This is a genomic window from Streptomyces sp. NPDC060184 (assembly GCF_042728795.1).
GTDB lineage: Bacteria > Actinomycetota > Actinomycetes > Streptomycetales > Streptomycetaceae > Streptomyces.
Genome location: NZ_JBHWYX010000015.1, coordinates 74,715 through 100,934, shown reverse-complemented (window position 1 = coordinate 100,934; position 26,220 = coordinate 74,715). Strand labels below are relative to the sequence as shown.

Annotated in this window: 20 protein-coding genes; 16 read left to right on the top strand and 4 right to left on the bottom strand. The window is 72.8% G+C overall.

Annotated elements, in window-relative coordinates; translation table 11 throughout:
- The first annotated feature begins 147 nt into the window (after positions 1-147).
- From ACFWEE_RS12830 to ACFWEE_RS12820, 3 genes are all read left to right on the top strand, one after another.
- Positions 148-1,509: a condensation domain-containing protein gene (locus ACFWEE_RS12830; RefSeq protein WP_386888627.1), complete on the top strand. Its 1,362-nt coding sequence runs from the start codon at positions 148-150 to the stop codon at positions 1,507-1,509.
- Positions 1,510-2,167: 658 nt separating this feature from the next.
- The gene (locus ACFWEE_RS12825) at positions 2,168-2,650 is read left to right on the top strand and encodes an Lrp/AsnC family transcriptional regulator (protein WP_386888626.1); all 483 of its coding nucleotides are present in this window, start codon (positions 2,168-2,170) and stop codon (positions 2,648-2,650) included.
- A gap of 363 nt (positions 2,651-3,013) precedes the next feature.
- Positions 3,014-4,270 carry a protein kinase gene (locus ACFWEE_RS12820; RefSeq protein ID WP_386888686.1) on the top strand — a complete coding sequence of 419 codons (1,257 nt, stop codon included), beginning with the start codon at positions 3,014-3,016 and terminating at the stop codon, positions 4,268-4,270.
- Positions 4,271-4,303: 33 nt separating this feature from the next.
- Here the strand turns inward: ACFWEE_RS12820 and ACFWEE_RS12815 are convergent, their stop codons facing one another.
- Complete coding sequence (locus ACFWEE_RS12815) at positions 4,304-5,296, bottom strand: aldo/keto reductase (RefSeq protein WP_386888625.1); 993 nt, start codon at positions 5,294-5,296, stop codon at positions 4,304-4,306.
- Positions 5,297-5,426: 130 nt separating this feature from the next.
- On the opposite strand from ACFWEE_RS12815, the gene ACFWEE_RS12810 reads away from it, so the two are divergent.
- The gene (locus tag ACFWEE_RS12810; protein WP_386888624.1) at positions 5,427-5,999 is read left to right on the top strand and encodes a DNA polymerase ligase N-terminal domain-containing protein; all 573 of its coding nucleotides are present in this window, start codon (positions 5,427-5,429) and stop codon (positions 5,997-5,999) included.
- 129 nt (positions 6,000-6,128) lie between these two features.
- Here the strand turns inward: ACFWEE_RS12810 and ACFWEE_RS12805 are convergent, their stop codons facing one another.
- Positions 6,129-7,946: an SLC13 family permease gene (locus tag ACFWEE_RS12805; RefSeq protein ID WP_386888623.1), complete on the bottom strand. Its 1,818-nt coding sequence runs from the start codon at positions 7,944-7,946 to the stop codon at positions 6,129-6,131.
- Between the two features lie 349 nt (positions 7,947-8,295).
- On the opposite strand from ACFWEE_RS12805, the gene ACFWEE_RS12800 reads away from it, so the two are divergent.
- Together ACFWEE_RS12800 and ACFWEE_RS12795 are read left to right on the top strand one after the other, a co-directional pair.
- Positions 8,296-8,466, top strand: a complete 171-nt coding sequence (locus ACFWEE_RS12800; protein WP_327174161.1) for a hypothetical protein — start codon at positions 8,296-8,298, stop codon at positions 8,464-8,466.
- A 191-nt stretch (positions 8,467-8,657) separates the two neighbouring features.
- Positions 8,658-9,269, top strand: coding sequence for a Dps family protein (locus tag ACFWEE_RS12795; RefSeq protein ID WP_386888622.1), 612 nt, complete (start codon positions 8,658-8,660; stop codon positions 9,267-9,269).
- A gap of 281 nt (positions 9,270-9,550) precedes the next feature.
- Here the strand turns inward: ACFWEE_RS12795 and ACFWEE_RS12790 are convergent, their stop codons facing one another.
- The gene (locus ACFWEE_RS12790; RefSeq protein WP_386888621.1) at positions 9,551-9,814 is read right to left on the bottom strand and encodes a hypothetical protein; all 264 of its coding nucleotides are present in this window, start codon (positions 9,812-9,814) and stop codon (positions 9,551-9,553) included.
- Between the two features lie 587 nt (positions 9,815-10,401).
- On the opposite strand from ACFWEE_RS12790, the gene ACFWEE_RS12785 reads away from it, so the two are divergent.
- From ACFWEE_RS12785 to ACFWEE_RS12740, 10 genes are all read left to right on the top strand, one after another.
- Complete coding sequence (locus ACFWEE_RS12785; protein ID WP_386888620.1) at positions 10,402-12,267, top strand: flavin-containing monooxygenase; 1,866 nt, start codon at positions 10,402-10,404, stop codon at positions 12,265-12,267.
- A complete protein-coding gene (locus tag ACFWEE_RS12780) occupies positions 12,264-13,964 on the top strand; it encodes a PQQ-binding-like beta-propeller repeat protein (protein ID WP_386888619.1) in 1,701 nt (566 codons plus the stop codon). Before ACFWEE_RS12785 ends, ACFWEE_RS12780 begins: the two co-directional genes overlap by 4 nt.
- Before the next feature lie 213 nt (positions 13,965-14,177).
- Positions 14,178-14,327, top strand: a complete 150-nt coding sequence (locus ACFWEE_RS12775; protein ID WP_386888618.1) for a hypothetical protein — start codon at positions 14,178-14,180, stop codon at positions 14,325-14,327.
- Between the two features lie 269 nt (positions 14,328-14,596).
- Complete coding sequence (locus ACFWEE_RS12770; protein ID WP_386888617.1) at positions 14,597-15,766, top strand: acyl-CoA dehydrogenase family protein; 1,170 nt, start codon at positions 14,597-14,599, stop codon at positions 15,764-15,766.
- 76 nt (positions 15,767-15,842) lie between these two features.
- Positions 15,843-17,504 carry an ABC transporter substrate-binding protein gene (locus ACFWEE_RS12765; RefSeq protein ID WP_386888616.1) on the top strand — a complete coding sequence of 554 codons (1,662 nt, stop codon included), beginning with the start codon at positions 15,843-15,845 and terminating at the stop codon, positions 17,502-17,504.
- Positions 17,501-18,445, top strand: a complete 945-nt coding sequence (locus ACFWEE_RS12760) for an ABC transporter permease (protein ID WP_386888615.1) — start codon at positions 17,501-17,503, stop codon at positions 18,443-18,445. Before ACFWEE_RS12765 ends, ACFWEE_RS12760 begins: the two co-directional genes overlap by 4 nt.
- A gap of 3 nt (positions 18,446-18,448) precedes the next feature.
- Positions 18,449-19,351, top strand: a complete 903-nt coding sequence (locus ACFWEE_RS12755) for an ABC transporter permease (RefSeq protein WP_386888614.1) — start codon at positions 18,449-18,451, stop codon at positions 19,349-19,351.
- On the top strand, positions 19,348-21,222 hold the full coding sequence (locus ACFWEE_RS12750; RefSeq protein WP_386888613.1) for a dipeptide ABC transporter ATP-binding protein: 1,875 nt from the start codon (positions 19,348-19,350) through the stop codon (positions 21,220-21,222). The genes ACFWEE_RS12755 and ACFWEE_RS12750 overlap by 4 nt, the downstream gene beginning before the upstream one ends.
- Positions 21,219-21,995: a thioesterase II family protein gene (locus ACFWEE_RS12745; protein ID WP_386888612.1), complete on the top strand. Its 777-nt coding sequence runs from the start codon at positions 21,219-21,221 to the stop codon at positions 21,993-21,995. The genes ACFWEE_RS12750 and ACFWEE_RS12745 overlap by 4 nt, the downstream gene beginning before the upstream one ends.
- 78 nt (positions 21,996-22,073) lie before the next feature.
- Positions 22,074-25,001, top strand: coding sequence for an ATP-binding protein (locus ACFWEE_RS12740; RefSeq protein WP_386888611.1), 2,928 nt, complete (start codon positions 22,074-22,076; stop codon positions 24,999-25,001).
- On the opposite strand, the gene ACFWEE_RS12735 is transcribed toward ACFWEE_RS12740, so the two are convergent.
- Positions 24,941-26,098, bottom strand: coding sequence for an LLM class flavin-dependent oxidoreductase (locus ACFWEE_RS12735; protein WP_386888610.1), 1,158 nt, complete (start codon positions 26,096-26,098; stop codon positions 24,941-24,943). The two genes, ACFWEE_RS12740 and ACFWEE_RS12735, sit on opposite strands and share 61 nt — an antisense overlap.
- Between the last annotated feature and the right edge of the window lie 122 nt (positions 26,099-26,220).

Here is a 26,220-nt window from a genome sequence, read left to right as displayed (position 1 = left end):
GGAAAAATCATATAGGTTTCGCACGGTTCGCGAACCGATGCGTCGTTTTCTCAGTGCGGATGCGATTTCCGCGGAATGGAGTGCCGGGACATGTCACACCAGGGTGATCGAGATCGCGTACCGGTCCAATTCGTCGGAAGACGTTCCATGAGCGGCCCGCTCACCTGGGCCCAACAGGGCACCTTCGACGAGATCAGCCGATATCTTCCGGGTAATCAACCGTGGATGTTCATCCTCCGGAGAATCCCAATTCCCAGCAATCCGTCGCGCGATGAAGTGCTTGCACTGATCGGTAAGTGGATCGGTCGGCACGAGGCTCTGCACACGCGTATCCACGCGGACGAGGATGGCAATACAACCCAGGAAGTAGCCCAGTCAGGGACACTCGAAGTGGAGGTGGTGAATCATCCGGGAAAAGCCTCGGCGGAAGTGGCTGAATCAGAAGTCCAGCAATTGCGTAACACCTTTGTCCACAGCGCGACCGATCTGCCAGTGCGGGTAACTGTTGTATCGATCGACAACGCACCGACAGACGTCATCGCATGCATCTCGCATGTGCTGGTGGATAACGCCGGTGCGAACGTAGCCGGCGCAGACCTCGCTGCAATGCTCGCCTCTCATGCGGATAACGGAGAGATGCCGGATCCGCTTCCTGCGCGAGAGCCCATGGACCAGGCGCTGCACGAGAGAACCACTGCCGGTCAACGGATCAATGCAAACTCGCTCGCGCACGTGAGCACGCACCTTTCGGCCGGAATGCGAGGTGTGCCGATGGAAACTCCCCATGAGTCCCCGCGTTATCGGGCCGCATTTCTGCGTTCCGACGCCATCGCCCGTTCGGCCCGAATTCTCGGACGACGCTATTCGACATCATCATCGGTTGTCTTCCTGGCTGCGATGGCCGCGCTGCTGAACGCCGTCACGGGATCGAAGCAACACACCGTCGGCCTGGTATGTCACAACCGTTTCCATCCAGAGCTCCGATCGACCGTCGGGAATCTCGCGCAGCGCGCCGTCACCACCCTGGACGCAGACTTCGAAACCATGTCTCACGTCATCGCAGCGACCAGCAAAGTCGTGCTGCGTCCTTACGCTCGTGCCCAGTACGACACGCGGCAGGTCGCCGAACTGCTCAACAACCACGACCCGAGTCTCGGTATCCCCTACCGCTTCAACGACACCTGGAGTGGTTCGGTCGAACACGACGAGCCCGACTCGGCGCGGGAGACGGATGGCGAGTCCTGCACGACCTTCGCACGGACGACCTTCCGGTGGAGTGAGTGTTATGACAAGGACGACCTTGACATGGTCATGTACCTCAACGTGGAGGGACGACCGGAGTCAGTCCAGCTGAGAGTGCTGGTCGACACCTACCGGATCCCTGACGAGGCTGTTGAACCGTTTCTCCGGGGGTTCGAACGCCTGATGACCAAACTGGTGCGATGCGAAGTCCCGCTGTCCGGCGTCGCGGGGTTGATGACGTCGAGAACGCAGTCAACCAGTCGCTGAGCCGTGCGCGGGCCCGGGTTCCATACGTCATCACTTCAACGAGTTTGCGGCGTCCGGTCTGTCGCAGTGCCACGGGGGAGCCATGGCGTTCCGGCGACAGGCCACTTTCTGATCGGCCACGGGCCGCGCCCGCAGCACCATGGCCCGCCCGTCGCCGCCTCCCGCGTACGGACGGAGCGCGCCGACCGGCAGGCTCCGGCGCGGGACGGCCCGGCCTGCCCGACCTGGCCCTATCGGTCACTCCCCCGGCCCTGGGTCACTCGGCCCGGCTCCCGTCACGACCTGACCCTCGGTCTCGACGGCCGAGGTCCGGGCAGAGGCAGAGGCGGTTCACCGGCCGGCACCTCACGCTCGCCGACGCCCTACTCGGTCACATCACCTGAGCTGTGCCAGCAGGGCAATCCGGCGGCGCGATCGAGGTGATCTCCGCCAACCAGGTCGACAGTGCCTGGGCGCGGTCTCCTCGCCTCCGACGTCCGCTACCGCTTCGTCATCGACACCGCCACTCTCGCCTGATCCACGGACCCGGACCCGCCGCGAAGCGCTGTGCCATCGGCTCAGCGCTTCGCGGTTTTCCGCGCCGTACGGCTCAGGCCTGCCGGGTGGACCGGGATAGGCTCGGGGCACCGTACCCCTCCTCCGAGAAGGCAGGCGCACCATGGCGGTGGACGCTCTCGACACCCGTATCCTGCGGCTCCTCATCGAGCAGCCGCGTACCAGCGCGCGGGAGCACGCCCGCATCCTGGGCGTGGCCCGGGGCACGCTCCAGGCCCGGATGGACCGGCTGGAGCGGGACGGCGTGATCACCGGTACCGGCCCCGTCCTCTCCCCCGCCGCGCTGGGCCATCCCGTGCTCGCCTTCGTCCACCTGGAGGTGACCCAGGGGCACCTGGACGAGGTGGGGGACGCGCTGGCGGAGGTTCCGGAGATCATCGAGGCGTTCTCGACCACCGGCGGCGGAGATCTGCTGACCCGGGTCGTGGCGCGCGACAACGGACATCTGGAAGACGTGATCCAGCGGCTCATCCAGCTGCCCGGCGTGGTGCGGACGCGGACCGAGGTGGCGCTGCGCGAGCGGGTGCCGCACCGGGTGCTGCCGCTGGTGGAGGCGCTGGGCCGGACGGCCGCGGTACGCGGTTGAGCGTCCGCCCAGGCGTGCGCGGCCCCGGACCGCCCGGCGGCGCGGCTGCCGTTGGGCCGCCCGCGCGCGGCGAACGTACGCCGCGCGCCGGTGACTTGCCGCCGGACATGCCAGCAGGGTGTCGTGTCCGGGACGCCGGGCCGTCGCCCCGGTGCCCGGAGAGGTACCGGAACTGACCGGCCGTAACATCGGGTCCACCGGACAGATATCCTGATCATCGCCGCGAGCCCCGCCCCGTCCCGCTCCTCGTGAGCACGACCCGTGCGTCGCCCCGGCTGACGCAACGGGCCACAATTCGAGATAGGTGTACAGGTGCTGGTAGCTGATCGGTACCGGTTGGTGTCCCCCATCGGTCGTGGTGGCATGGGCGAGGTGTGGCGGGCGACGGACGAGGTCCTCGGCCGCGCCGTCGCCGTCAAGCTGCTGCTGGGGGACCGGGCCGACTCCTCTTCCACCGCACGTTTCCGGCTGGAGGCGCAGACGGCCGCCCGGCTGAGCCACCCTCACCTGGTGGCGGTCTTCGACTTCGGTACCTGGGAGGACCGCCTCTATCTCGTGATGGAGCTGGTCGAGGGGCGCAGTCTCGGCGACCTGCTTTCGGCACAGGAGAGCGTCCACCCCGAGCAGGTGGCGCGGATCGCGGGCGACGCCGCGGCCGGGCTCGCCGCCGCCCATCGGCAGGGTGTGGTGCACCGCGACATCAAGCCGGGCAACCTCATGCTGGACGCCGAAGGATCCGTGAAGATCGGCGACTTCGGGATAGCCCAGTTCGTCGACGACCCGTCGACGGCCCTCACGACGGCCGGCCAGATCGTGGGGACGAGCCTGTATCTGGCACCGGAGCGGGCGCTCGGCCGGACGGCGGGCGCCGACTCCGACATGTACTCGCTGGGCTGCGTCATCTACCACCTGCTGCTGGGCCGCCCGCCGTTCCGCTCGGACACCGCCGCGGCCACGCTGTACCAGCATGTCGACACTCCGCCCGTGCCGCTGCGGGACCAGGGCGTCGACATCTCGCCGGCCTTCGACGCGTACCTGCTGAGCCTGCTCGCCAAGAAGCCCGAGGAGCGGCCGACCGCACAGGAGGCGGCCGACTGGTTCCGTACGGCGGCGTGGCGCGGGAGCCACGAGCCGCCGAGGGCCGCAGGCGGATCGCGTTCCGCCGCGTCGGCGGTCGCCGCCACCGACGCGGGCGGTCCGGGGCACCGGACCGGGGCGTCCGGGGGACGGCGACGGGCCGCGCCGCCGGTGACCCGGGCGGCACCCCGGACGGGGACCCGCTCGGGCAGCCGGGCGGCGGGCCGGGGTGCGGCGAGATCCGGCGGTCGCAGGCTCGCAGCGAGCGAGGCCATCCGGCGGCGCCCCCGGGTGGCCAGCGCGGTGGCCGGCTCGATCGCGTTCGTGGTGGCCGTCTATCTGGGCACGGTGATCTTCGCGCCCGACTCCGGTTCCGCCGTGCCCCCGGGGCCCGGCGCCTCGCAGGGCGTCACCCCGCAGGGCGAAGGCTCCCCCGCCCCCACCGCGTCCGACGCCCGTCGTGGCGGGCAGCAGGACTCCGGCGGCGAGGACGGGCAGGGCGACGGAGACGGGCAGGACGGCAGGGACGGGGACGACGACTGAGCGTCGTCCCCGTTCCGCACCGCTGCGCGTGGACTACCAGCGGTCGTGCACGCTCGCGCGGATGCGGCGGTCGTAGAGGTCGCGCACGGCGTCCAGGGTCGGCTGCGGCAGCGGGGCGAGCGCGGCTGCGGCGGCGTTGGCGCGGGCCTGGTCCACGGAGCGCGCTCCGGGGATGACGGTGGTGACGCCGGGCTGCTGGATGATCCAGCGCAGCGCGGTCTGGGCGGGGGTGGCACCCTCGGGGGCGAAGCCGGAGAACTCGGCGGCGGCCTCGATCCCCGTCGTGTAGTCGATGCCCGAGAAGGTCTCGCCCTGGTCGAACGCCTCGCCGTGGCGGTTGAACGTCCGGTGGTCCTCGGGGGCGAAGACGGTGTCGGCCGTGTACCGGCCGGAGAGCAGGCCGGAGGCGAGCGGAACCCGGGCGACGATGCCCACACCGGCGGCGAGGGCGGCCGGCAGGACCTTCTCCAGCGGCTTCAGCCGGAACGGGTTCAGGATGATCTGCACGCTCGCCACGCCGGGGCGGGCGATGGCGGTGAGCGCCTCCTCGCAGGTCTCGACGCTGACCCCGTAGGCGGCGATCCGCTGCTCGGCGACGAGGGTGTCGAGCGCGTCGAAGACGGCGTCGGTCGCGTAGACGCTGGTGGGCGGGCAGTGGAGCTGGACCAGGTCCAGGGTGTCGACGCCCAGATTGGCGCGCGACCGGTCGTTCCAGGCGCGGAAGTTGTCCAGTACGTAGTTCTCCGGGACCTGGGCCTCGCGGCGCCCCATCTTGGTGGCGACGAAGACGCCGGCGTCGGGCCGGTCCTTGAGATAGCGGCCGATGAGCTGTTCGCTGCGGCCGTCGCCGTAGACGTCCGCGGTGTCGAAGAAGGTGACGCCCGATTCGACGGCCGCGTCGAGCACGCCGAAGGCCTCCTTCTCGCCCACCTCGCCCCAGTCCGCTCCGAGCTGCCATGTTCCCTGTCCGACGACCGATACGTCACGGCCGGTCCTGCCGAGAGTGCGCTGTTCCATGGAGATCATGTTATTGCGCCGCCCCGCACGCCCGGTCCGGCACCGGGGTTACCGCCCGCCATGCGGCCGTGCGGGCGGGGCCGCACAGTGGAGGGAGGAGCGGAACGGCCCGCCTCGGGGACGACGGAGGGAGCCCGGCATGCAGGACGAATCCGTACCCCCGCTGCCACGCTTCGTCGTGCAGATCCACGCGGCACGGCGCATGCACTTCGACTTCCGGCTGGAGGTGGACGGCGTACTGCGCTCCTGGGCGGTCCCGCAGGGCCCCTCGGACAACCCCAGTGACCGGCGGCTGGCGGTCCCCACCGAGGACCACGCGCTGGAGTACCGCGAGTTCGAAGGGGTGATCCCGCCGGGAGAGTACGGCAGCGGGACCGTCATCGTCTGGGACCAGGGCACCTACGTACCGCTCGGCCACGACGAGCACGGGGTCCGGGTGCCGTTCGCGGAGTCCCTGGAGCGCGGCCACGCCACGTTCCGGCTCGTCGGCGAGAAACTGCGGGGCGAGTTCGCGCTGATCAGGTTCCGTACGGGCGAGGAGCCGGGCGGGCACGGCCAGGAGGCGTGGCTGCTGATCAAGGCCAAGGACGAGCAGGCGGTACGGGACCGTCCGGGCACCCCCGACCCGTACCACGCGCGCTCCGCCCGGACCGGGCGCACCCTGCACCAGGTCTCGGCCGCCGAGGACCGCCGGGACTCCGCCCGGGGATGACGCGGCCGGGTCCGCCCCGGCCGCCGATACCCCGGCCGCCGGTCCGGGGCCGTCCGGGCCGGGGCGTCGGCGGACCGGTCGGCGCGCTTCTCCTCATCGCCCGGCCGGCAGCCGTCGGCCCGGTACGTCTCACAGCGGCCACACCCGCGGCACCACCGTCAGCGCCACCACCAGGAACCACAGGACGACGGGCAGGCCGAAGCGCCAGTAGTCGCCGAAGCGGTAGCCCCCGGGTTCGTACACCATGAGGTTGGCCGCCGTGGCCACCGGTGTCAGCATCGCGGCGGCGGCGGCCACCGCGACCACCATCAGGACGGGAAGGACGGAGACCCCCACGTCACGGGCGGCGACGGTCGCGATCGGGATGACGATCAGCGCGGTGGCGGTGTTGCTGACGAACTGTCCGAGCACGACCGTGACGAGGAAGAGACCGGTCAGCAGGGCGTACTGGCTGCTGCCCGCGAGGTCCACGATGAGGCGGGCGACGGAGTCGGCGGCGCCCGACTTCATGATCGCGGTGGAGAGCGGGAACATCGCCCCGACCATCACCACGGTCGGCCAGGAGACGCCCCCGTACGCCTCGTGCACCGAGACGACCTTGAGGAGGATCATCGCCACGGCGGCGATCAGGGCGGCGACGGCCGGGGAGACCAGCCCGGAGGCGAGCAGCACCACCATCGCGGTCATCACGGCGAGAGCCCGCCGTCCGGCGGGTCCCACGGGGGTGTTCTGGCGTCGGACGGCCGCCGGGGAGTCGACCAGCAGCAGATCGTCGGAGTAGACCGACGCGGTACCGCTGAGCGCGGGCCAGGACCCGTGCAGCAGAAGGGTGTCGCCCGCGCGCAGCGTGACGGTGCCGGGGTCCGCGTTCTGTCCGTCCCGGTGCACGGCGAGCACCACGATGTCCCGGGCCTCCGTCAGCAGGCCGGGGAAGACCCGCGCGCCGACCAGTGACGAGCGCGGGGAGATCAGCACCTCCGCCAGCCCCACCTCCCGGTTGACGAGCGCACCGGCCCGCTGCTCGCCCAGCCGTGCCCGCAGCGGGACCAGACCGTGGAGCTCCGCGAAGGCGTTCAGCTCCTCGGGCGTTCCCCGCACCACGACCTGGTCCCCGGGGGCGAGCTCGTCGGTTCTGCGCAGCTCGTGGTCGTCCGAGTCCCCGCGCAGCGCCCCGAGCACGACGAGCCCGCCGTCCCCGGATTCGAGCGAGGGGTACGTCGAGCCGACGCACGGTGCCCCCGGGGGCACCGCGAGACCGCCGAGGTTGTCGCCGAGTCCGTAGTGCGCGACGAGGGTGAGGGTGTGGTTGCTCAGGTCCGGCGGCAGTGCGGCCGGGCTGCGGGAGGGCAGCAGCCGGTCGCCGAGGAAGACGGCCGCCGCGACCGTCCCCGCGACCAGTGGGACGCCCACCCAGAGGAAGGAGAAGAAGCCGAAGCCCCGGCCGGTCACCTCCTTCGCCGCGTCGGAGACCAGCACGTTGATCGGGGTGCCGGTCAGTACCAGCATCGACCCGGCGTGCGCGGCGAACGCCAGCGGCATCACCAGTTTGGACGGTGGCATGCCCACCCGGACCGCCAGCATCACCACCACCGGCAGCAGCGCGGCGACCGCCCCGTTCATCGTGATGAGCGCCGACAGCGCGGCGACGGAGACCAGGGTCAGCGCGACGAGCCGCCAGCGGCTCTTCCCGGTGCGGGCCGCGAGGATCTGGCCCGCCCTGGCCGTCACCCCGGTCACTTCGAGGCCCGCGCTGACCACGAACAGCGCCGCCACGAAACCCACCACCGGATCTCCGAAGCCGGAGAAGACCTGGGCGGGCGTCAGCACCCCGATGCCCAGGAGGGCCAGCGCGGAGCCGAGGGCGACCGCCTCGACGGGCAGGCGGTTGAGCGAGAACAGCACGATCACGGCCGCCAGTACCAGCAGCACCAGGGAGGAATCACTCATCGGCGAATGAACCAGTTGAAATCGGTCACCAGGCGAACGTACTGCACAAGGTTCCCCCCTCGCACCGACCGGCGGCACACGATCCGGTGCGCGCGGCGCGGGCGGGCGTCCGGGGCGCGGGGCGGGGGCCGGGTGACGTCCGGCCGATTCGAGGCCGGTCCCGGCGCCCGGCACGGCCCGTGACGCCCCGACCGGCCGGGCACCACTCCGCCGCCCACTCCGGCGAAGGGCGAAGCAGCCCGTCTGAGAGCGGCGTTCGGGGGTACTGGAGGTCGTGTCCCGCCCGGCTGCGGCGGGATTCCGCGGACGCGGCCCCCGACGGCCGCCCCCTTCCGAGAGGAACCCTTCCATGCTCGCCATCGTCGCAGCGGTCCTGTTCTTCATCTCCTTCCTGATCAACGCCGCGGACATCACCACGAACGATGTCTTCTCGTCCGGCAACGTCATGCTGCTCGGCCTGCTCGCCCTCGCCCTGCACGTGGCGGGGATAGGCGCCGGCTGGTCCGCCCGCCGGCGTTGAGGGGCACCCGGCCGGCCCGGGCGCTCCGGCACCTTGGCGACCCCGCGCCCCGGTCGGCGCGGGGTCCGGTGGGCCGACCGGCACCTCACTTCGGGACCAGTCCAGTGGCACCGCGCCGTCACGGGAGTGGAGGGGGGCCGGGCGGGGGCAGGCGTAGGCCGTGTCCGGCCATTCCCACGATCAGGAGCGACATGTCCCCCAAAACCCCCACCCCCCGGTACACCGTCCCCGGCCTCTCCACCAAGGAGGGGGCCGCGGTGATCGACGCGCTGAAGCTGCGTCTGCACGCGCTCAACGACCTGGCCCTCACCCTCAAGCACATCCACTGGAACGTGGTGGGCCCGCACTTCATCGCGGTCCACGAGATGCTCGACCCGCAGACCGTCGCCGTACGCGAGATGGCGGACTCGGCGGCCGAGCGCATCTCGGCCCTCGGCGGTGAGCCGCAGGGCACACCGGGCGTCCTCGTGGCCGAGCGCACCTGGGACGACTACAGCATCGGCCGGGCCGACGCGATCGCCCACCTCCGCGCCCTGGACCTCGTCTACACCGGCGTCATCGAGAGCCACCGGAAGGCGGTGGAACGGGTGGGTGCCGTCGACCCGGTCACCGAGGACCTCCTGATCGAGCATCTGCGCGGGCTGGAGCAGTTCCAGTGGTTCGTCCGCGCCCACCTGGAGACCAGCTCCGGCGCCCTCAGCACCGGCGGCGCGTCCACCGAGAAGCAGGCGGCCCGCGGCACCGCCGCGACCAAGCGCGCCTCGGCGCGCAAGACGGCGAACGCCAAGCGCACCACGAAGTAGGCCGAACAGCACGACACGGGCCGGACTCCCGCCCGGCCGGGGCACGCACCCGGCCGGGCACGGGCGCGTCGGTCCCGGCCGTCCCGCCGCTCCAGCCGCTCCCGCCCCCGGGGTGCGACCGGCGGCCACGGCGAACGATCAACCCCCGGCTCTCCCTCCGCCCGCCGGGCCGCCCCGTCCGGGCCGCCCGGTCGGGGCCGGCGCCCGGTCACGACGGCGCCGTGAACGCGGACGGGGCCCGCCTCCGTAAGGGAGGCGGGCCCCGCACCGGGCGGAACCGGTCAGTTGTCGTTCAGGTACTGGGCCCAGAGGAAGCCCGCCTCGACCGCGGCGGACTCGCGCTCCTCCGAGGCGTACGTGATTCCGTACGGGCCACCGAGGTTGAGGAACTGAGCGTTCTCGCGAGAGGCCTCGGCCTGGAAGTAGCCCGCGGCGACCTCGACGGACTCGCCGCCCTTGTCGTTGTCGTGAGCTGCGGCGGGACCTGCGGCCATCAGCCCGGCAGCGGCGACGGTGGCCACCGTGATCGCGATACGGCGAAGCATGTGTACTCCCTTTGTGGGTCGTAACGAGTGGTGCTTTCACCGCATAATCACCCTTTTCGAACACGCCCGAAAGCCGTGGGGGAGGGTATGCACCTGAACGGATGGCGGCCTTGATCCACATGCGCGCACACCGCCCCTGATCGGCCCATCACCTCCCGGTTCGCCTGCTCCGCAAGGAAGTTGAAGGGCCGACCACCCACATGCATCAAGCACATTGCATGTATTATGCATAGTGCCGCATCGCACCACTCCGTCGCTCCCCCCACCCCCGCGAGGAGTCCCGCCATGGACGACCCCGGTCCTCGCGACGATCGCGGGTCCGCCCTGCCGCCGGGTTCCGCCCGGGGGGGCGCGTCGGCGCCGGAGCGCGGAGAGGACGCCCTGCGGAGCCCGGCAGAAGGCGCGGGGGGCCGACGAGAGACCCGTCGGCCCTCCCCTCCCACCGGTCCGGGCGGCAGCCGCCCGGACCAGCGGCGACGCGCGTAATCCGCCCACCGGAGTCGTACCGGCGCCCGGTGGAAGCAGCTCGGCACCGGCCGGGGCGCGGCGTCCTGCCGACAACCGTCCGAACAACGCAAGGAGAACGCATGCCCTCCCCCCACTCCCCCGCGACGCCCTCGTCCGGCCCCTCCTCCAGCCCCTCCGACGCGAGGCCGCCCGAGCCCGGCCCCGACCTCGGCCGGACCCGGGCGCGTTACCGGGCCGAACGTGAACGGCGGATCAGGCCCGACGGCGCGCGGCAGTACCGGCCGGCCACCGGGAGCTTCGGCTATTACCAGGAAGACCCCTACGCGCAGGGGGACTTCGTACGGCAGCCGCTCCACGACACCGTCGACGTGGCGATCGTCGGCGGCGGCTTCGGCGGGCTCCTCGCGGGCGCGCGCCTCCGCCAGGCGGGCATCGGGTCGATCCGGGTGATCGAACGCGGCGCGGACTTCGGCGGCACCTGGTACTGGAACCGCTACCCGGGGATCCACTGCGACATCGAGTCGTACATCTACCTGCCGCTGCTGGAGGAAGTCGGCTACGTCCCTCGCTGGAGGTACGCGCCGGGCGAGGAGATCCGGCAGCACGCACGGGCGATCGGCCGGACCTTCGACCTCTACCGCGACGCCCTCTTCCGGACGGGCGTGACCGGACTGCGCTGGCTGGAGGACGAGTCCGCGTGGCTCGTCGGCACCGATCGCGGAGACCAGGTGCTCGCCCGTTACGTGGTCACCGCCCAAGGCACGTTGAGCGAGGCGAAACTCCCCGGCATCCCCGGGATCGAGAAGTTCGCCGGGCACACGTTCCACACCAGCCGGTGGGACTACGCCTACACCGGCGGCAGCGCGGACGGCGGTCTGAGCAAACTCGCGGACAAGCGCGTCGCCCTCGTCGGCACGGGCGCCACCGCCATCCAGTGCGTACCCCATCTCGGCGCGGACGCGCAGCACTTGTACGTGTTCCAGCGCACCCCCTCCTCCGTCGACGTCCGCGGCAACCGCCCCACCGACCCGGCGTGGGCCGCCGCACTGGAGCCCGGCTGGCAGCGCCGCCGCCGGGAGAACTTCCTCACGCTCGTCACCGGCGGCCAGGTGGACGAGGACCTGGTGGACGACGGCTGGACCAGCACCGCGCGCCTGCAGCAGAAGCTGATCCCGAGCGACGGCTATCAGGACCTGTCGGCCGAGGAACGCGAACAGGCCTACGAGCTGGCCGACTTCCGGAAGATGGACGAGATCCGCGCGCGCGTGGAGGCGGTGGTGGACGACCCGCGGACCGCCGAACTGCTCAAGCCGTGGTACCGCTACATGTGCAAGCGCCCCACCTTCAGCGACCACTACCTGCAGACGTTCAACCGCCCCGACGTCACCCTGGTCGACACCGCGGACAGCCACGGTGTGGAGGAGATCACCGAGAACGCCGTCGTGGCCGGCGGGACCGCCTACGAGGTCGACTGCGTCATCTTCTCCACCGGGTTCCAGGTCGGCGCCTCCGGCGTCCTCACGGGCAGCCTGCCCGTCACCGGCCGGGGCGGGATCACCCTGAAGGAGGCCTGGCAGCAGGGTCCCAGGACTCTGCACGGGTTCTACAGCCACGGCTTCCCGAACCTCTTCCAGCTGGGCCCGCTGCAGAACGCCAGTTCCGTCAACTTCACGCATGTGCTGGACGAGCAGGCGAGCCACGTGGCCGAGGTCGTCGCCGCCGCGCGTGACCGCCGGGCCGCGCACGTGGAGCCCACGGCGGAGGCGGAGAGCGCCTGGGTCGCCACCATCCGGGAGAAGGCGGCGGATCTGCACGCCTTCCAGGCGGAGTGCACCCCGGGCTATTACAACAACGAGGGCGACCCGAGGAAGCGCGGGCAGTCGTTCGGAGACGGGCCGGTCGCGTTCCACGCGCTGCTGCGGGAGTGGCGCGAGGGCGGCGGGCTGGACGAGGTGCTGGCCGGGGCCGGGCAGGACCGGGCGTGAGGCGGCAGCGCACCGGCACCGGTGCCGAGCCGGCCCTGGCGGGGTCGGGGACGCCCGGGGAACACCGGCGGCGCACGGCCGGGCCGGAGCCGTCCGAGCGGCGCCGACAGCGGGCCGAGCGCCTCAACGACCCCAATCCGCTGCGTGGTTCGAACGGTGTCGCGTTCGGTCCGGACGGGCGGCTGTACGTCGCCCAGTACCTGATGGGCACGATCAGCGCGGTGGACCTCGCGAGCGGCGACATCGACGTGGTGACACCCAAGGACTGCCCGGTGCGGTCCCCCGACGACCTCGCCTTCGGGGCCGACGGATCGATGTACGTCGCCGATCTGGTCCCCGGCGTCGTCTGGCGCCGCAGCCCGCTCGGCGCGTACTCCGTCGTCTCGGACCAGGTGGTGCTCCCCAACGGCATCACCTGCGTCGGCGACCGCCTCTTCGTCAACGAGATGAGGATGGGCGGCCGGCTGGTCGAGCTCTTCGGGGACGGCCGGGAACCGGTGGTCCTGGCGGAGGGCCTGGCCATGGGCAACGCGATGCAGACCGGTCCGGACGGCTGCCTCTACTACCCGCACATGATGACCGGCGAGGTCTGGCGGGTTCCGCCCGACGGAGGCGTGCCGGAGAGGGTCGCGCGGGACGTGCACGAGCCGGTCGCGGTCCGCTTCGACCGGGGCGGCGTCCTGCACGTCCTCTCCCGGGGCGTGGCCGGTTTCGTCACCCGTATCGACCTCCACGGGACGGGGTCCCGCTCGGTCGTCACCTCCGGCCTGGTGGGGCTCGACAACGCGGCGTTCGACGCGGAGAACCGCATGTTCGTCTCCAGCTACGCCGGTGGCGGTGTCAGCGAACTGCACCCGGACGGCCGGACCCGCGACGTCGTCAGGCGGGGGCTGGTGGGCCCGTACGGGGTGACGGGCCTGGGGAGCACGGTCTTCACGGCGGACCACTACCGGCTGAGCGCGCCCGAGGGCCCGCCGCGGCAGGGCGCCGAACCGCGTACGGCCGCCGACGCCTCGTCGGTGCTGCGCACGTTCGCCCACGGCATCGCGTCCGACGGAACCCTGCTGCACACCACCTCGCAGTACGGGGAGGTCGCCACCTACGACCCCGCGACCGGTACCACCCGGGTCCGGGCCACCGGTCTCGCCCGGCCGCTGGGGATCGCCGCACACCCGGACGGCCCGCTGTACGTCGTCGAGGCGGACCGCGGCCGGATTCTCACGATCGACGAGAACGACGCCGTGGGCGTGCTGGCCGAAGGACTCCCCGGGCCGGTCGACGTGGCCCTGGACGCGGACGGCACCTGCTACGTGAGCGACGAGGCGTCGGGAGCCGTCCTCCGCGTCGACGAGGACGGCCCGCACGTCCTCGCGGACGGCCTCGACCGGCCCCAGGGGCTGGTGGTCCTCGGGGGCGAGGTCTTCACGGTCGAGACGGGTGCGCGACGGCTGGTCGCCGTCTCGCTCGCGACCGGGGAGACCCGGACGGACGCCGAGGACCTGCCGGTCGTCGCGTCCCTGGACGCCCCGGGGGCGCCCCGGGCGCTCTTCTCCCACGGAATGCCCGGGATGCCGAGGTCGTTCGCCGGACTCGCCACGGGGCCCCGGGGCACCCTGCTGGTGTCGGCCAACGGGGAAGGGACCGTGTGGCGCCTCACTCCCGCGGGACCTGAGCGGGAGACCGACGCGGCGCCGTGAGAAGAGGGGAGAGCGCCCGCGGGACGTCTCCCCGGGCGCTCTCCCGTCCCGGCCGTCGTCACAAAAAGGCGTTCCCGGGCGGTGCCACGGGGGGAGAATCGCCGTGCGACCCCGCCGACCGCCCTGCGCGGCGCACCGATCAGCAGACGCGATCGATCCCGATCAGTATTCGGCATTGGACGCAGCGTGCCCTCTTCCTGCATGCTCAGTGCCATGTTCAGGCCTGAGATGGTGAGGGAGTCCAGCCGGTACCCGGCCGACGCCTCCACCTGCCACCACGGACTCAGCGAGTGCCTGACGCCCCGTCTGACCCAGTGCCGAGTCGTGGACTTCGGAAAGGTCTGGTCGACCAGCTGTCGCTGAGCCGACGCGCGGGTCCCGCCGGACTCCGGTGAACACCCCTTTCTCGCACGGCCGCGCGCCCTCGCGCGCCCATTCCCCGCCACCCCCTTCGGCCCCCCATGGCCGCCGCACGCCCGGATCCTTCGCGGTCCGGCGGTGGCGCGCGGCCCGGAGCACCGTCATGCCCTTGCCCGCCGCGCCGCCCCACGCGGCCGGACAACCGCCCGACTCAAGACCAAGGACACACCCATGGCCTGCGAACTCCCCTTCTCCGCCGCACTGGAGGGCCGATGAGCTCCGCCACCGAGAGCCGGCCGGTACCCGCCGATCTCGGCCGGCTCGACGAGGTGACCGCCTCGCTCGCGGCCACCGCCGCCGACTACGACCGCACCGGGGCCTTTCCCCACGAGCCGATCCGACTGCTGCATGAGGCAGGGCTGTTGACCGCCGGAGTGGACGCCCGTTACGGCGGCTCCGGGGCGACCTTCACCGAGGTCGCGAAGATCCTGCTGGCGGTGGGACGCGGCGATCCGTCGACGGCGCTCATCGCCGGCATGACGATCGTCCCCCATCTGCTCCAGACCCGGAGCCCGTGGCCCGAGGAGCTCTACGCCCGGGTGCTGGCGGAGTCCGCCGAACGTCCGACGCTGCTCAACCACGCCCGCGCGGAACCGGATCTGGGATCGTCCACCCACGGCCTACCGGCGACCGTCGCGCGGCGGACGGCGAACGGCTGGTCGATCAGCGGTCGCAAGCGGTTCGTCACCGGCGCGGAGGGCCTCAGCTACTTCCTGGTCTGGGCGGTCACCGACGAACCCTCGCCCCGCGTGGGCAACTTCGTCGTCCCCGGCGACACACCCGGCATCGACATCGTGCCCACCTGGTTCCAGCTGGGGATGCGCGCGACGGGCAGCCACGAGGTGGAGTTCCGGGACGTCGAGATCCCCGCGGAGTACGTGCACGAGCTGGAGCGCCCCGGTACCCCGCCGGCCCCCGGCACGCTGCCCGGCAGCATCACGATGCTGCTCTCGTCCTCCCTCTACCTGGGGGTGGCGCGGGCCGCGCAGAGCTTCACCACCACCTGGGGCCACGAGCGCGTGCCCTCCGGGCTCGGCCGTCCGCTGGCCACGACGGACCGCTTCCGCCAGGCCGCCGGCGAGATCGAGACCCTGCTCTCCACCGCCGAGCAGCTGATCTTCGCGACGGCCGACCGGGTGGACCGGGGTCTGCCGGTGTCGGGCGCCGACGCGCTGGCCTCGAAGGTGCTGGTCGTGCGCCATGTCACCACCGCGGTCCAGACCGCGGTGCGCCTGCTCGGCAACCCCGGGCTCGCCCAGGGCAACCCGCTGGAGCGGCACTTCCGTGACATCCAGTCCGTCGGCGTGCACGCGCCCGGCGAGGACGCCTCCCTGCAGATCGTCGGCGCCTCCGCCCTCGCGGCGGGAGCTCCGCGTGCCTGAGCCGACGCGTCCCCCGTCTCCCGCATCCTCCGCCTCCTCCGGCCCCCACGGGGGCGTCCACTCCTGGAGTTCCGCCATGCGCACCACCCTGTCCGGACTGGGCCGCACCCTCGCGGTGGGGGTGAGCGGCCTCCTTCTCCTCTCCGCCTGCTCGTCCGGCGGTGGCACCACCGCCGGGGCGGCGGGCTCGGGGAAGCCGGTGGCGGGCGGGACGCTCACCACCGCCGTCGACACCGAGCCCGTCTCCTGGGACATCCACGCCAGCACCCAGGACGTGACCGCGGAGATCGCGCGCGGCGTGTTCGACTCGCTGGTCTCGCAGGACTCCGACGGGAAGTTCCACCCGTGGCTGGCCACCGAGTGGGAGGTGTCGGACGACTTCAAGAGCTACACCTTCCACCTGCGCGACGACGTCACCTTCACCGACGGATCGAAGTTCGACGCCTCGGTCGTCAAGGCCAACTTCGACCACATCGTGGCCAAGGAGACCAAGTCGCTGTACGCGGCGAACCTGCTCGGCCCCTACACGGGCACCGAGGTCGTCGATCCGCAGACGGTGAAGGTCAACTTCTCCAAGGCGTTCGCCCCCTTCCTGCAGGCGGCCAGCACCACGTATCTGGGCTTCTACTCGCCCGAGGCGCTCAAGGCCGGCGCCGGCAAGCTCGCCGCGGGCGGCCCCGCGGACGTGGGCAGCGGCCCCTTCGTCTTCAGCGCCTACACCAAGGGCCAGTCGGCGACGCTCACCCGCAACCCGGACTACGCCTGGGCCCCGGGGACGGCGGCCCACACGGGCGCCGCCTACCTGGACAAGGTGGTCGTCCGCTTCCTGCCCACCGCCTCGGTGCGCGCCGGTGCGCTGACGAGTGGTCAGGTGCAGGTGGCGAAGGCCATCCCGCCGCAGAACGTCACCGCGCTCAAGTCGACCCCCGGCTTCCGGCTCATCTCCCGGGCCAACCCGGGCGGCAACTACAACCTCTGGCTCAACGGTTCGCTGGCCCCGCTGGACGACGTCCGCGTGCGCAAGGCGATCCAGCGCGGCATCGACGTCGAGCAGGACGTGAAGACCGTGACCTTCGGCCAGTACCCCCGGGCCTGGAGCCCCATCAGCCCGACCACACCGGATTACGACAAGTCCCTCGAAGGGAGCTGGCCCTACGACCCGAAGCTGTCGGCCCGGCTGCTCGACGAAGCGGGCTGGACCGGCAGGGACGCGCAGGGGTACCGCACCAAGGCGGGAAAGCGGCTCACCGTCCAGTGGCCGCAGCTGTCCATCCAGGCGACCCGCGAGGGGCGTGACGTGCTCGGGCAGGCCGTGCAGGCGGACCTGAAGAAGATCGGCGTCGAGGTGAAGCGCCCGAACCTGGACATCGGTACGTACAACACCAAGGTCTACGGCGGCCAGGCGAACATCATCGACCTCAGCTGGCCCCGGTTCGACCCGGACGTGCTGTGGCTCTTCTTCAACTCCGCCAGCGCGCCCGCCAAGGGCGGCATCAACGCCACCTTCCTCACCGACCCGTCCTTCGACACGTGGACGGACCAGGGCCGCTCCACGCTGGACGAGAAGATCCGCGCCGACGTCTACCCGAAGGTGCAGCGGCGGGGCATCGATCTCGCGGTCGTCGTCCCCCTGTACACGCAGGTCTCCCTCGTCGGTCAGTCCGAGCGGGTGAAGGGGCTCACCTTCAACGCGAGCAACTGGCTGACGTACTACGACGCCTGGCTGGCAGCGAAGTGACGGCGTCGGCGACGGCCCTGGCCGGCAAGATCGCCAGGCTGCTGGGCTCGGCGGTGGCCGTACTGCTGGGTGCGGCGACCCTGGCGTTCCTCACCCTCCAGCTCATCCCCGGCGACCCCGTCTCCGTCCTGCTCGGCCCCTCCAACGCCGGTTCCCCCGAGGTGCGGGCGGAGATCGCCCGGGAGTACGGATTCGACCGGCCCGTCGCCGACCAGTACCTGCACTACCTGGGCCGGCTCCTCCAGGGCGATCTGGGGCAGTCGTACCAACTCCAGCGCTCGGTCTGGTCACTGATGAGTGATCAGCTGGGGCCGACCGTGCAACTCGCTTTGGCGGCACTGGTCTTGGCCGTCGTCCTCGCGGTGGTCTCCGCGGTGGCGACGGCCGGGCGCCGCCCCGCCTTCCGCGCGGTCGCCTCGGTCTGGGAGCTGATCTCGGCGTCCACCCCGTCCTACTGGGTCGGGATCGTGCTGCTGACGGTGTTCTCCTTCCGGTTCCACGTCTTCCCGGTGGCCGGGGCGGAGGGCTTCGCCTCGCTGGTGCTCCCGGCCGTCACCCTGGCGCTCCCCCTCACCGGGGTGCTGGCACAGGTGCTGCGCGAGGGGCTCGAAGCCGCCCTGGAGCAGCCGTTCGTGGTCACCGCCCGCTCGCGCGGGGTGGGCCGGACGGCGGTACGGCTCCGGCACGCCCTGCGGCACTGCGCGGTGCCCCTGCTCACCCTGACGGGGTGGCTCACCGGGTCCCTGATCGGGGGCGCGGTGCTGGTGGAGACGGTCTTCGGACGGCCCGGGATCGGCTCGCTCGTCCTCCAGGCGGTGAGCGCCAAGGACATGCCGGTGGTGATCGGTGTGGTGCTGCTCTCGGCCTTCGTCTTCGTCGTGATCTCCACCGTGGTGGAGCTGCTCCATCCCGTCATCGACCCGCGGCTCAGGAGCACCTGACCCATGGCACGTACCCTCGTCCCCGAACCCGTCACCGGCGGTCCTGCCGCCGCCGTGTCCGCGCCGCCGCGGGCACGGCGGCGGGCCGGAGCGTTCACGTCCGTCCCGCCGACCGTGGTGGTGGCGGGCGCCCTGCTGCTGCTCGTCGTGCTGGTCGCGGTGGCTCCCGGCCTGTTCACCGACGTCCCGCCCGCCGCGATCCATCCGCTGGACGCGCTGAAGGGGCCGAGTTCCGCACACTGGCTCGGCACCGACCAGCTGGGCCGGGACCTGTTCTCGCGCATCCTCCACGGTGCCCGGCCGTCCCTGCTGCTGGGCTTCGGCTCGACGGTCGTCGCGGTCGCCGGAGGGGCCGTCGTCGGCCTCGCGGCGGCGCTGGGCGGCCGGGCGGCCGACGGCGTCCTGATGCGGCTGGCCGACATCCTGCTGGCGCTGCCCGGACTCCTCCTGGCACTCCTGGTGGTGACCGTGCTGGGCACCGGCACGGTCAACGTCATGCTCGCCATCGGCATCGCCTTCGTCCCCGGCTACGCCCGGCTCGTCCGCGCGGAGGCCCTGGTGGTGCGCCGCTCCGGCTACGTCGAGTCCGCGGTCGCCCTCGGTCTGCCGCGCCACCGGATCGTGCTGCTCCACGTCCTGCCGAACGCCCTGGCTCCGCTGCTGACCCTGGCGACGGTGGGGTTCGGCACCGCGCTGATCTCCGCCTCCGGGCTCAGCTTCCTCGGTCTCGGTCCCGCCGCGCCCTCGCCCGAATGGGGGGCGCTGCTCTCCGCGGGACGCGACTTCCTCCAGACGGCCTGGTGGATCGGTGTGTTCCCCGGCGCGGCCGTCACGACGACGGTGATCGCCGTCAACGTGGTCGGCCGCCACGCCCAGCAGCGCTTCACCCGGAGGTCCGACCGATGAACCCCACCGTGTCCCCGCTGCTGACCGTCGAAGGGCTGGACGTCACCTTCCGCCGCCATGGGGAGGTCCGCGCCGTGCGGAACGTCTCCTTCTCGCTGGACCGGGGCGAATGCCTCGCCGTGGTCGGGGAGTCGGGTTCGGGCAAGAGCGTGACCGCCCGCACCCTGCTCGGGCTGACCGGGAACCACGCCGCGGTCTCCGCCCGCAGGCTCTCGTTCGACGGCACCGACCTCTCGGCCCTCTCCGAGCGGCAGTGGCGTGCCGTGCGGGGGCGCCGCATCGGCCTGGTGCTCCAGGACGCGCTGGTCTCGCTCGACCCGCTGCGCACGGTGGGCGCCGAGATCCGCGAGACGCTGCGCGAGCACTCCCTCGCCGCCGGTCCCCAGGCGCGGGAGCGGACGCTCGCGCTGCTGTCCGAGGCGGGCATCCCCGATCCGGAGCGGCGGGCGGCGGAGTATCCGCACCAGCTGTCCGGCGGGCTGCGCCAGCGCGCGCTGATCGCCTCCGCGCTCTCCGGGGCCCCGGAGCTGCTGGTGGCGGACGAGCCGACGACGGCGCTGGACGTGACGGTCCAGGCCCAGGTGCTGGAGCTGCTGGGCCGGCTGGTCGGCGAGGGCACGGCGCTCCTGCTGATCAGCCACGACCTGTCGGTGGTGGCCAGGCTCGCGGACCGGGTCGCGGTGATGTACGGCGGTCTGGTCGTCGAGCGGGGGCGCGCCGCCGACGTGCTGGAGGAGCCCCGGCACCCGTACACCCGGGCCCTGCTGGCGGCCGTGCCGACGATCGGTTCGAAGGGGCGCGCGCTCTCCGTGGCCGCCGCGCGCCGGCCCGCCGCCGGTCCGGACGGCTGCCCGTACGCGGCGCGCTGCCCGCTGGCCGACGAGCGGTGCCGTACGGAACTCCCGGCGGCGGACGCCGGGGCGGAGGGGCACCTGACGCTCTGCTGGCACCCCGGTGGGGCGCTCCCGCCCGCTGCCCCGGAGGCCTCCCGGCCCCGGGCAGAAGCGAGGGCCGCGTCTGCGGTCCCGCTGCCCCGGGACGCGGCGGCTCGGGGCGCGGGTCCGGCGCTGCTGGAGGTGGCGGGCGTCTCCAAGAGTTTCCGGGCGCCGGGCGGGGGGTCCTGGACGGCGGTGCGCGACGTGTCGTTCCGCGTCGGTGCCGGCGAGACCCTCGGGCTCGTCGGCGAGTCCGGCTCCGGCAAGACGACGACGGCGCGCATCGTGCTGGGGCTGGTGGAGCCGGACGAGGGCTCCGTACGGTTCGAGGGGGAGGCGTGGAGCGGCGTGCCCGAGCGGGCCCGGCGCGACCGGCGCCGCCGTCTCCAGGTGGTCCATCAGGACCCGCTCGGCTCCTTCGACCCCCGGCACACGGTGCGCCGGATCGTCGCCGAAGCGGCGGCCAGGGCCGGGATTCCACGCGGTCGGGCCCGGGCGGCTCGGGTCGCCGAACTCCTGGACCAGGTCGGCCTGTCGGCGGCGCTCGCCGACCGGCGACCGCTGCAGCTCTCCGGCGGTCAGCGCCAACGGGTCGCCATCGCACGGGCGTTGGCCACCGAGCCGCGGCTGATCGTCTGCGACGAGCCGGTCTCGGCGCTCGACGTGTCGATCCAGGCGCAGGTGCTCGACCTGCTGGCCGAACTCCAGCGGGAGTTGGGAATGGCGTTGCTCTTCATCTCGCACGATCTCGGTGTCGTCCACCACGTGAGCGACCGGGTGATCGTGATGAAGGACGGAGAGCTGGTCGAGTCGGGGCGCGTGGAGCAGATCTTCGACCGGCCCGCCCATCCGTACACCCGCGAGCTGCTCGCCGCGCTGCCCCGGCCCGACCGGGACCGGGCACCCGGGCACGACCAGGAAGGGGTACGCGCGTGACGACCGGGATCGACGCCGACCTCTGGATCCGGCGCTTCCACCCCTCCCCCGGGGCCGCCGCCCGTCTGGTGTGCTTCCCGCACGCCGGCGGGTCGGCGGGCTTCTGGTACGCGCTCTCCGCACTGCTCCACCCCCGGGTGGAGGTGCTGGCCGTGCAGTACCCGGGGCGCCAGGAGCGCCGGGCGGAGCCGCCGGCCGAGGACATCGGGAGCCTGGCCGACGCCCTCGCCGGGGTCCTCGTGCCTTGGTGGGGCGAGCCGCCCGCGTTCCTCGGGCACAGCATGGGCGCGGTGGTGGCGTACGAGACGGCCCGCAGGCTCTCCGCGGCCACCGGGGCGGGGCCCGCCGCGCTCTTCGCCTCGGGGCGCCGCGCCCCGTCCACCCACCGCGAGGAGACGCTCCATCTCGCCGACGACGGCGCGTTGCTGGCGGAGATCGTGCGGCAGGGCGGCACTCCGGCCGCCCTGCTGGAGGAGCCGGAGCTGGTGGAGATGATCCTGCCCGCGCTGCGTGGCGACTACCGGGCGATCGAGCGGTACCGGTACCGGCCCGGCACCGTGCTGGACACCCCGGTCACCGTGCTGACCGGCAGCGAGGACCCCAAGGTGACGGCGGAGGAGGCGCGGGCCTGGCAGGACCACACCATCGGCGCCACCGAGGTGCTGACCTTCGCCGGAGGCCATTTCTTCCCCCTCCTGCACCAGGACCGGATCGCGGCGCTGATCCAGGAACGCCTGCTGCCGGGTGCCGCACCGCCGCGGCCCCGGCCCTGACGTCCTCGCCGGTCCCCGCCCGAGAGCAGATGTCCGAAACGCGCGACGCGGCTGCGTCGTCGAGATGTGGAGCTGATTGTGGTTTTTGTCGAGCGTGAGAACCAGGTGGCGCGACTTCGAGAGCTGCTGGCCGACTGTCTCGGCGGGAGAGGGAGCGTCGTCGCCGTGAGCGGCCCGGTGGCCGCCGGAAAGACGGAACTGCTCCACGTCTTCGGCGAGATCGCCGCTCGTGCGGGCGCGGTGGTGCTGCACGCGTCGGCCAGGTGCTCGGAGCAGGACGTGCCGCTGGGCGTCGTCGGACAGCTCTTCGGGCGGGAGCACTTCGCACCCGCGGAGCGGGACCGGGCGCTGCACCTGCCCCGGGGATGCGGCGGGGCGGCGTCCTGCGACGCGGACCTGCTGTCCCCGGGCCCGACGCCGACGCGTGTCGGCCAGATCCACTGGGAGTTGATCCGCGCGCTGTCGGAGCGCGCCCCGGTGGTGGTGGCGGTCGACGATCTGCACTTCGCCGACCCCGCGTCGCTGAACTCCCTGATCCACATGGGCGGTCTGCTCCGCGCCTCCCGGGTGCTGATCGTGGTGACCGAGTCCGATCCGCCGACCGACGGAGACGCGACGGAGCGCGCGTGGCGCACCCCGCTGCTCCGGCAACGGCACTTCACCCGCCTACGGGTCCGTCCGCTCTCCGTCGGGGCCACCGGGCGGATGCTCGCCGCGCTGCCGGGAGGCGTCCTCGCCCCCGGTGCCGCGGCCGACGCCTGGCACCGGCTCAGTGGCGGGAACCCGCTGCTGCTGCGCGCGCTCGCGGAGGACTGGTACGAACGGCCCGGCAGCCCGGTGTCCGCGCCAGAACCCCGTGCGGGAGCGGAGTTCGGCCGGGCGGTGGACGCGTGCGTCCGCAGGGCGGGGCGCCGGTTCTGTGACGCGGCCCGCGCGCTCGCCGCACTGGACGCCTCCGGCTCGCACCACCGCCTGGCGCGGCTGCTGGGCCTGCCGCAGCCCGAGGTGGACGAGACGCTTGCCGCGATGGACGCCATCGGCGTCCTGGACGAGGGCCGCTTCCGGCATCCCGCCGCGGGCGGCGCCGTACTGGCCGGCATGGGGGCCGCCGACCGTGCGGCGCTGCACCGGGACGCGGCCCGGCTGCTGCACGGGGCGGGGGATCCCGCGTCCGTCGTCGCCGTCCATCTGCTGGCGGCCGGCCGCGCCGACGAGCCCTTCGCCTTCCCGGTGCTGCTGGAAGCGGCCCGCGAGGCCCTGCGCCGGGACGACACGGGGTTCGCGGAGGCGTGCCTCGACAGGGCGGCGGAGGTCTGCGCGGACGAGGAGCAGCGGGTGACGGTCACCGTGCAGCGGAGCCTCGTCGACTCCCGGAGCGACCCGGACACGGCCTGCCGGAGGCTGCGACCGCTGGTGGACGCGCTGCGGGAGGGCCGTCTGACGGGGTGCCAGACCGTCTCGCTGCTCGGGCGGCTGCTGCGGAACGGCAGTGGGGAGGAGATCGCTCTGGCGCTGCGGCGGCTCGAACGGTTCTCGGACACGCTGGACGCGGATTCCGCGGCCGAGTACCTCGCCGCGCGGGAGTGGCTGCGCGCCTCCCACCCGGCGCTGCTGCGGGAGACCGACCTCCGGTTCCGTGCCGCGCGGCCGGCCGCCCGGAACGTCCGGAGCGCGCGTACCGGGAGGTCCGAGGCAGCCCGGGCGTCGGACGGCGCGCCGAAGCGGATGGCTGCCGTGCTGAACGCGCTGCTGCGTTCGGGACCGGACCAGGACGGCGTGCGGAGCGCCGAACTCGCCCTCCAGTCGACCGCGTTGGACGACGAGGGGTTCGACACGCTCCATCTCGCGCTGTCCGTGCTGGTCTACGCGGACCGCTCGGACCTGGCGGTGGGCTGGTGCGACGCGCTGCTGCGCGAGTCCGCCGAACGGGACGCCCCCGCGTGGCAGGCGCAGTTCGCGGCGGTGCGGGCGGAGATCGCCGTCCGCCAAGGCGACGCCCGGCTCGCGGAGCGCACCGCTCGTCAGGCGATATCCCTCGTGTCGGCCGGGAGTTGGGGCGTACTGATCGGCTCTCCGCTCTCCAGCCTGCTGCTCTCAGCCACCGCGACGGGCACCGTGCCGGAGACCGGGGTCCCGCGCACGTGGAACCTGCCCGAGCAGTTGTTCCAGACGCGGTTCGGTGTCCAGTACCTCCACGCGCGCGGCCGGCAGCGGCTCTCGCTCGATCTGCTGCACGCCGCGCTGGACGATCTGACGCGGTGCGGACGGCTGTTGCGGGAGTGGGACATCGACCAGCCCGCGTTCGTACCGTGGCGGAGCGACGCGGTGACGGTGCTGCTGCGGCTCGGCAGGACCGACGAGGCACGCCGTCTGGCGTCCGAGCAGCTGACCCTGGTGTCGCCCGCGCAGCCCCGGGCCCGGGGAACGGCGCTGCGGACGGCCGCCTCCGTGGCGGACCCGAGGCGGCGCGCGGTGCTCCTGCGGGAGGCGGTGGACCTGCTGGGCGTGGCCGGTGACCGGCTGGAACTGGCGCGCGCCCTCGCCGATCTGAGCGCGGTCCACACCCGGGCGGGGCAGAGCGGCAGGGCCAGGATGGTCGCCCGGCAGGCCCGGGAGATCGCGGAGGCGCAGGGCTTCGCCCCGCTGTCGCGCCGGCTCGCCGCGGAGGAGTCCCGGGCGGTGAAGGACGACCGGGACACCGGGGTCACTCTGCTCAGCGGTTCGGAGTCGCAGGTGGCGGCGCTCGCGGTGGCCGGACACTCGAACCGGGAGATAGCCGAGAAGCTGTTCATCACCGTCAGCACGGTGGAGCAGCATCTGACGCACGCCTACCGCAAGCTCCGGGTCAAGGGCCGGGCCGACCTTCCGAGTTCACTGCGGGAGCACGGCCGGTCCGGGCAGCCCGCCGGGGACCGGGCGCGTGAGCACACGCGCCCGGCCGGGGGTCAGGGCGCGGCGGGGGGCACCGGCAGTCCGAGCAGCCCGCGCAGCGTGTCCGCCTCGTAGGCGGTCCGGAACGCGCCCCGGGCCTGGAGTTCGGGCACCAGTTCCCGGGTGATGGCGTGGAGGTCGTGGGGCAGGGCGCCGGGACGCAGGCGGTACCCGGACAGCCCTGCCTCCTGCCATTCCAGCAGCAGGTCGGCGACCTCCGCGGGGGTCCCGGTGATGATCTCGGCGTCGGAGGCGTAGGTGCTGCCGTGCGCCTCGTCCAGGCGGGCCAGGCGCTCGGCCGCACGGCCGGGGACGCTGTCGAGGAAGACCACGAACTCCCCGAAGACGTGCACCTTCTGGTCCGCGCGCCCGGCCGCCGCCTGCTCGGCCCGGATCTCCTCGACGGTCGCCCGCGCCTCCTCGGCGCTGTGCGGGGTCACCGAGACGACATCGGCCGAGCGTGCCCCGTAGCGGTACGGCAGGGTGATGTGGGCGACGGTGAAGACGACCGGGTGCCCCTGCGGGGCGCGGGGGGCGAGCGACGGCGAGTCGATGGTGATCCAGTCGCCGGCCGCGCCGCCGAGGGGCTCGATCTCGGTGAAGCTGCCGTGCGGGTCCGGGTCGGCGGGGGCGAAGCGGCCGGGCGCGGCGACGTCCCGCAGCGCCTTCTCGTCGTCCACGCCGTCCCAGAGGGCGCGTACGACGCGTACCAGGTCGGCGGCGCGTTCGAAGAGTTCGGCCATCGGCGTCTGCACCTCGGGGGTGAAGATGTCGGCGATCACGATCGGCCGCGCCGGGGTGACCGGGGTGCGCCAGCCGGCCCGGCCGTCGCTGAGGTGGTCGAGGGTGGCGATCGCCTTCGCGACGTTCGTCGGCTGGGCGTGGTCGGTCACGATGCTCGGTATCAGCCCGATGCGCTCGGTACGGGCGGCCAGCGCCGAGGCGACGAGGACGGCGTCGAGGCGGTGGTTGACGTGTCCGGCGGGGCGCTTCGGCGGGTCCTCGACGGTGACGAAGTCCAGCAGTCCGCGTTCAGCCTCCTGGGCGAGGGCGGTCCAGTGCGCCAGGCCGAAGAGGTTCCCGGCCGGGGCGTCGGGCCCGGCGCCGGACGCCGGGTGCCAGCCGACGTTGTCCAGGGCCACGGCGAGGTGCAGCGGCTGCGGTGCGGTCATCGTGTTCTTCTCTCTCGTGTCTTCCGGGGTGCGGATGCGGTGGTGCGGTGGAGCGGTGGTGCGGTGCGATGGAGCTGTGGAGCCGCGCGGGGCCGTCGCGGGCCGTCGCGGGCCGTCGCGGG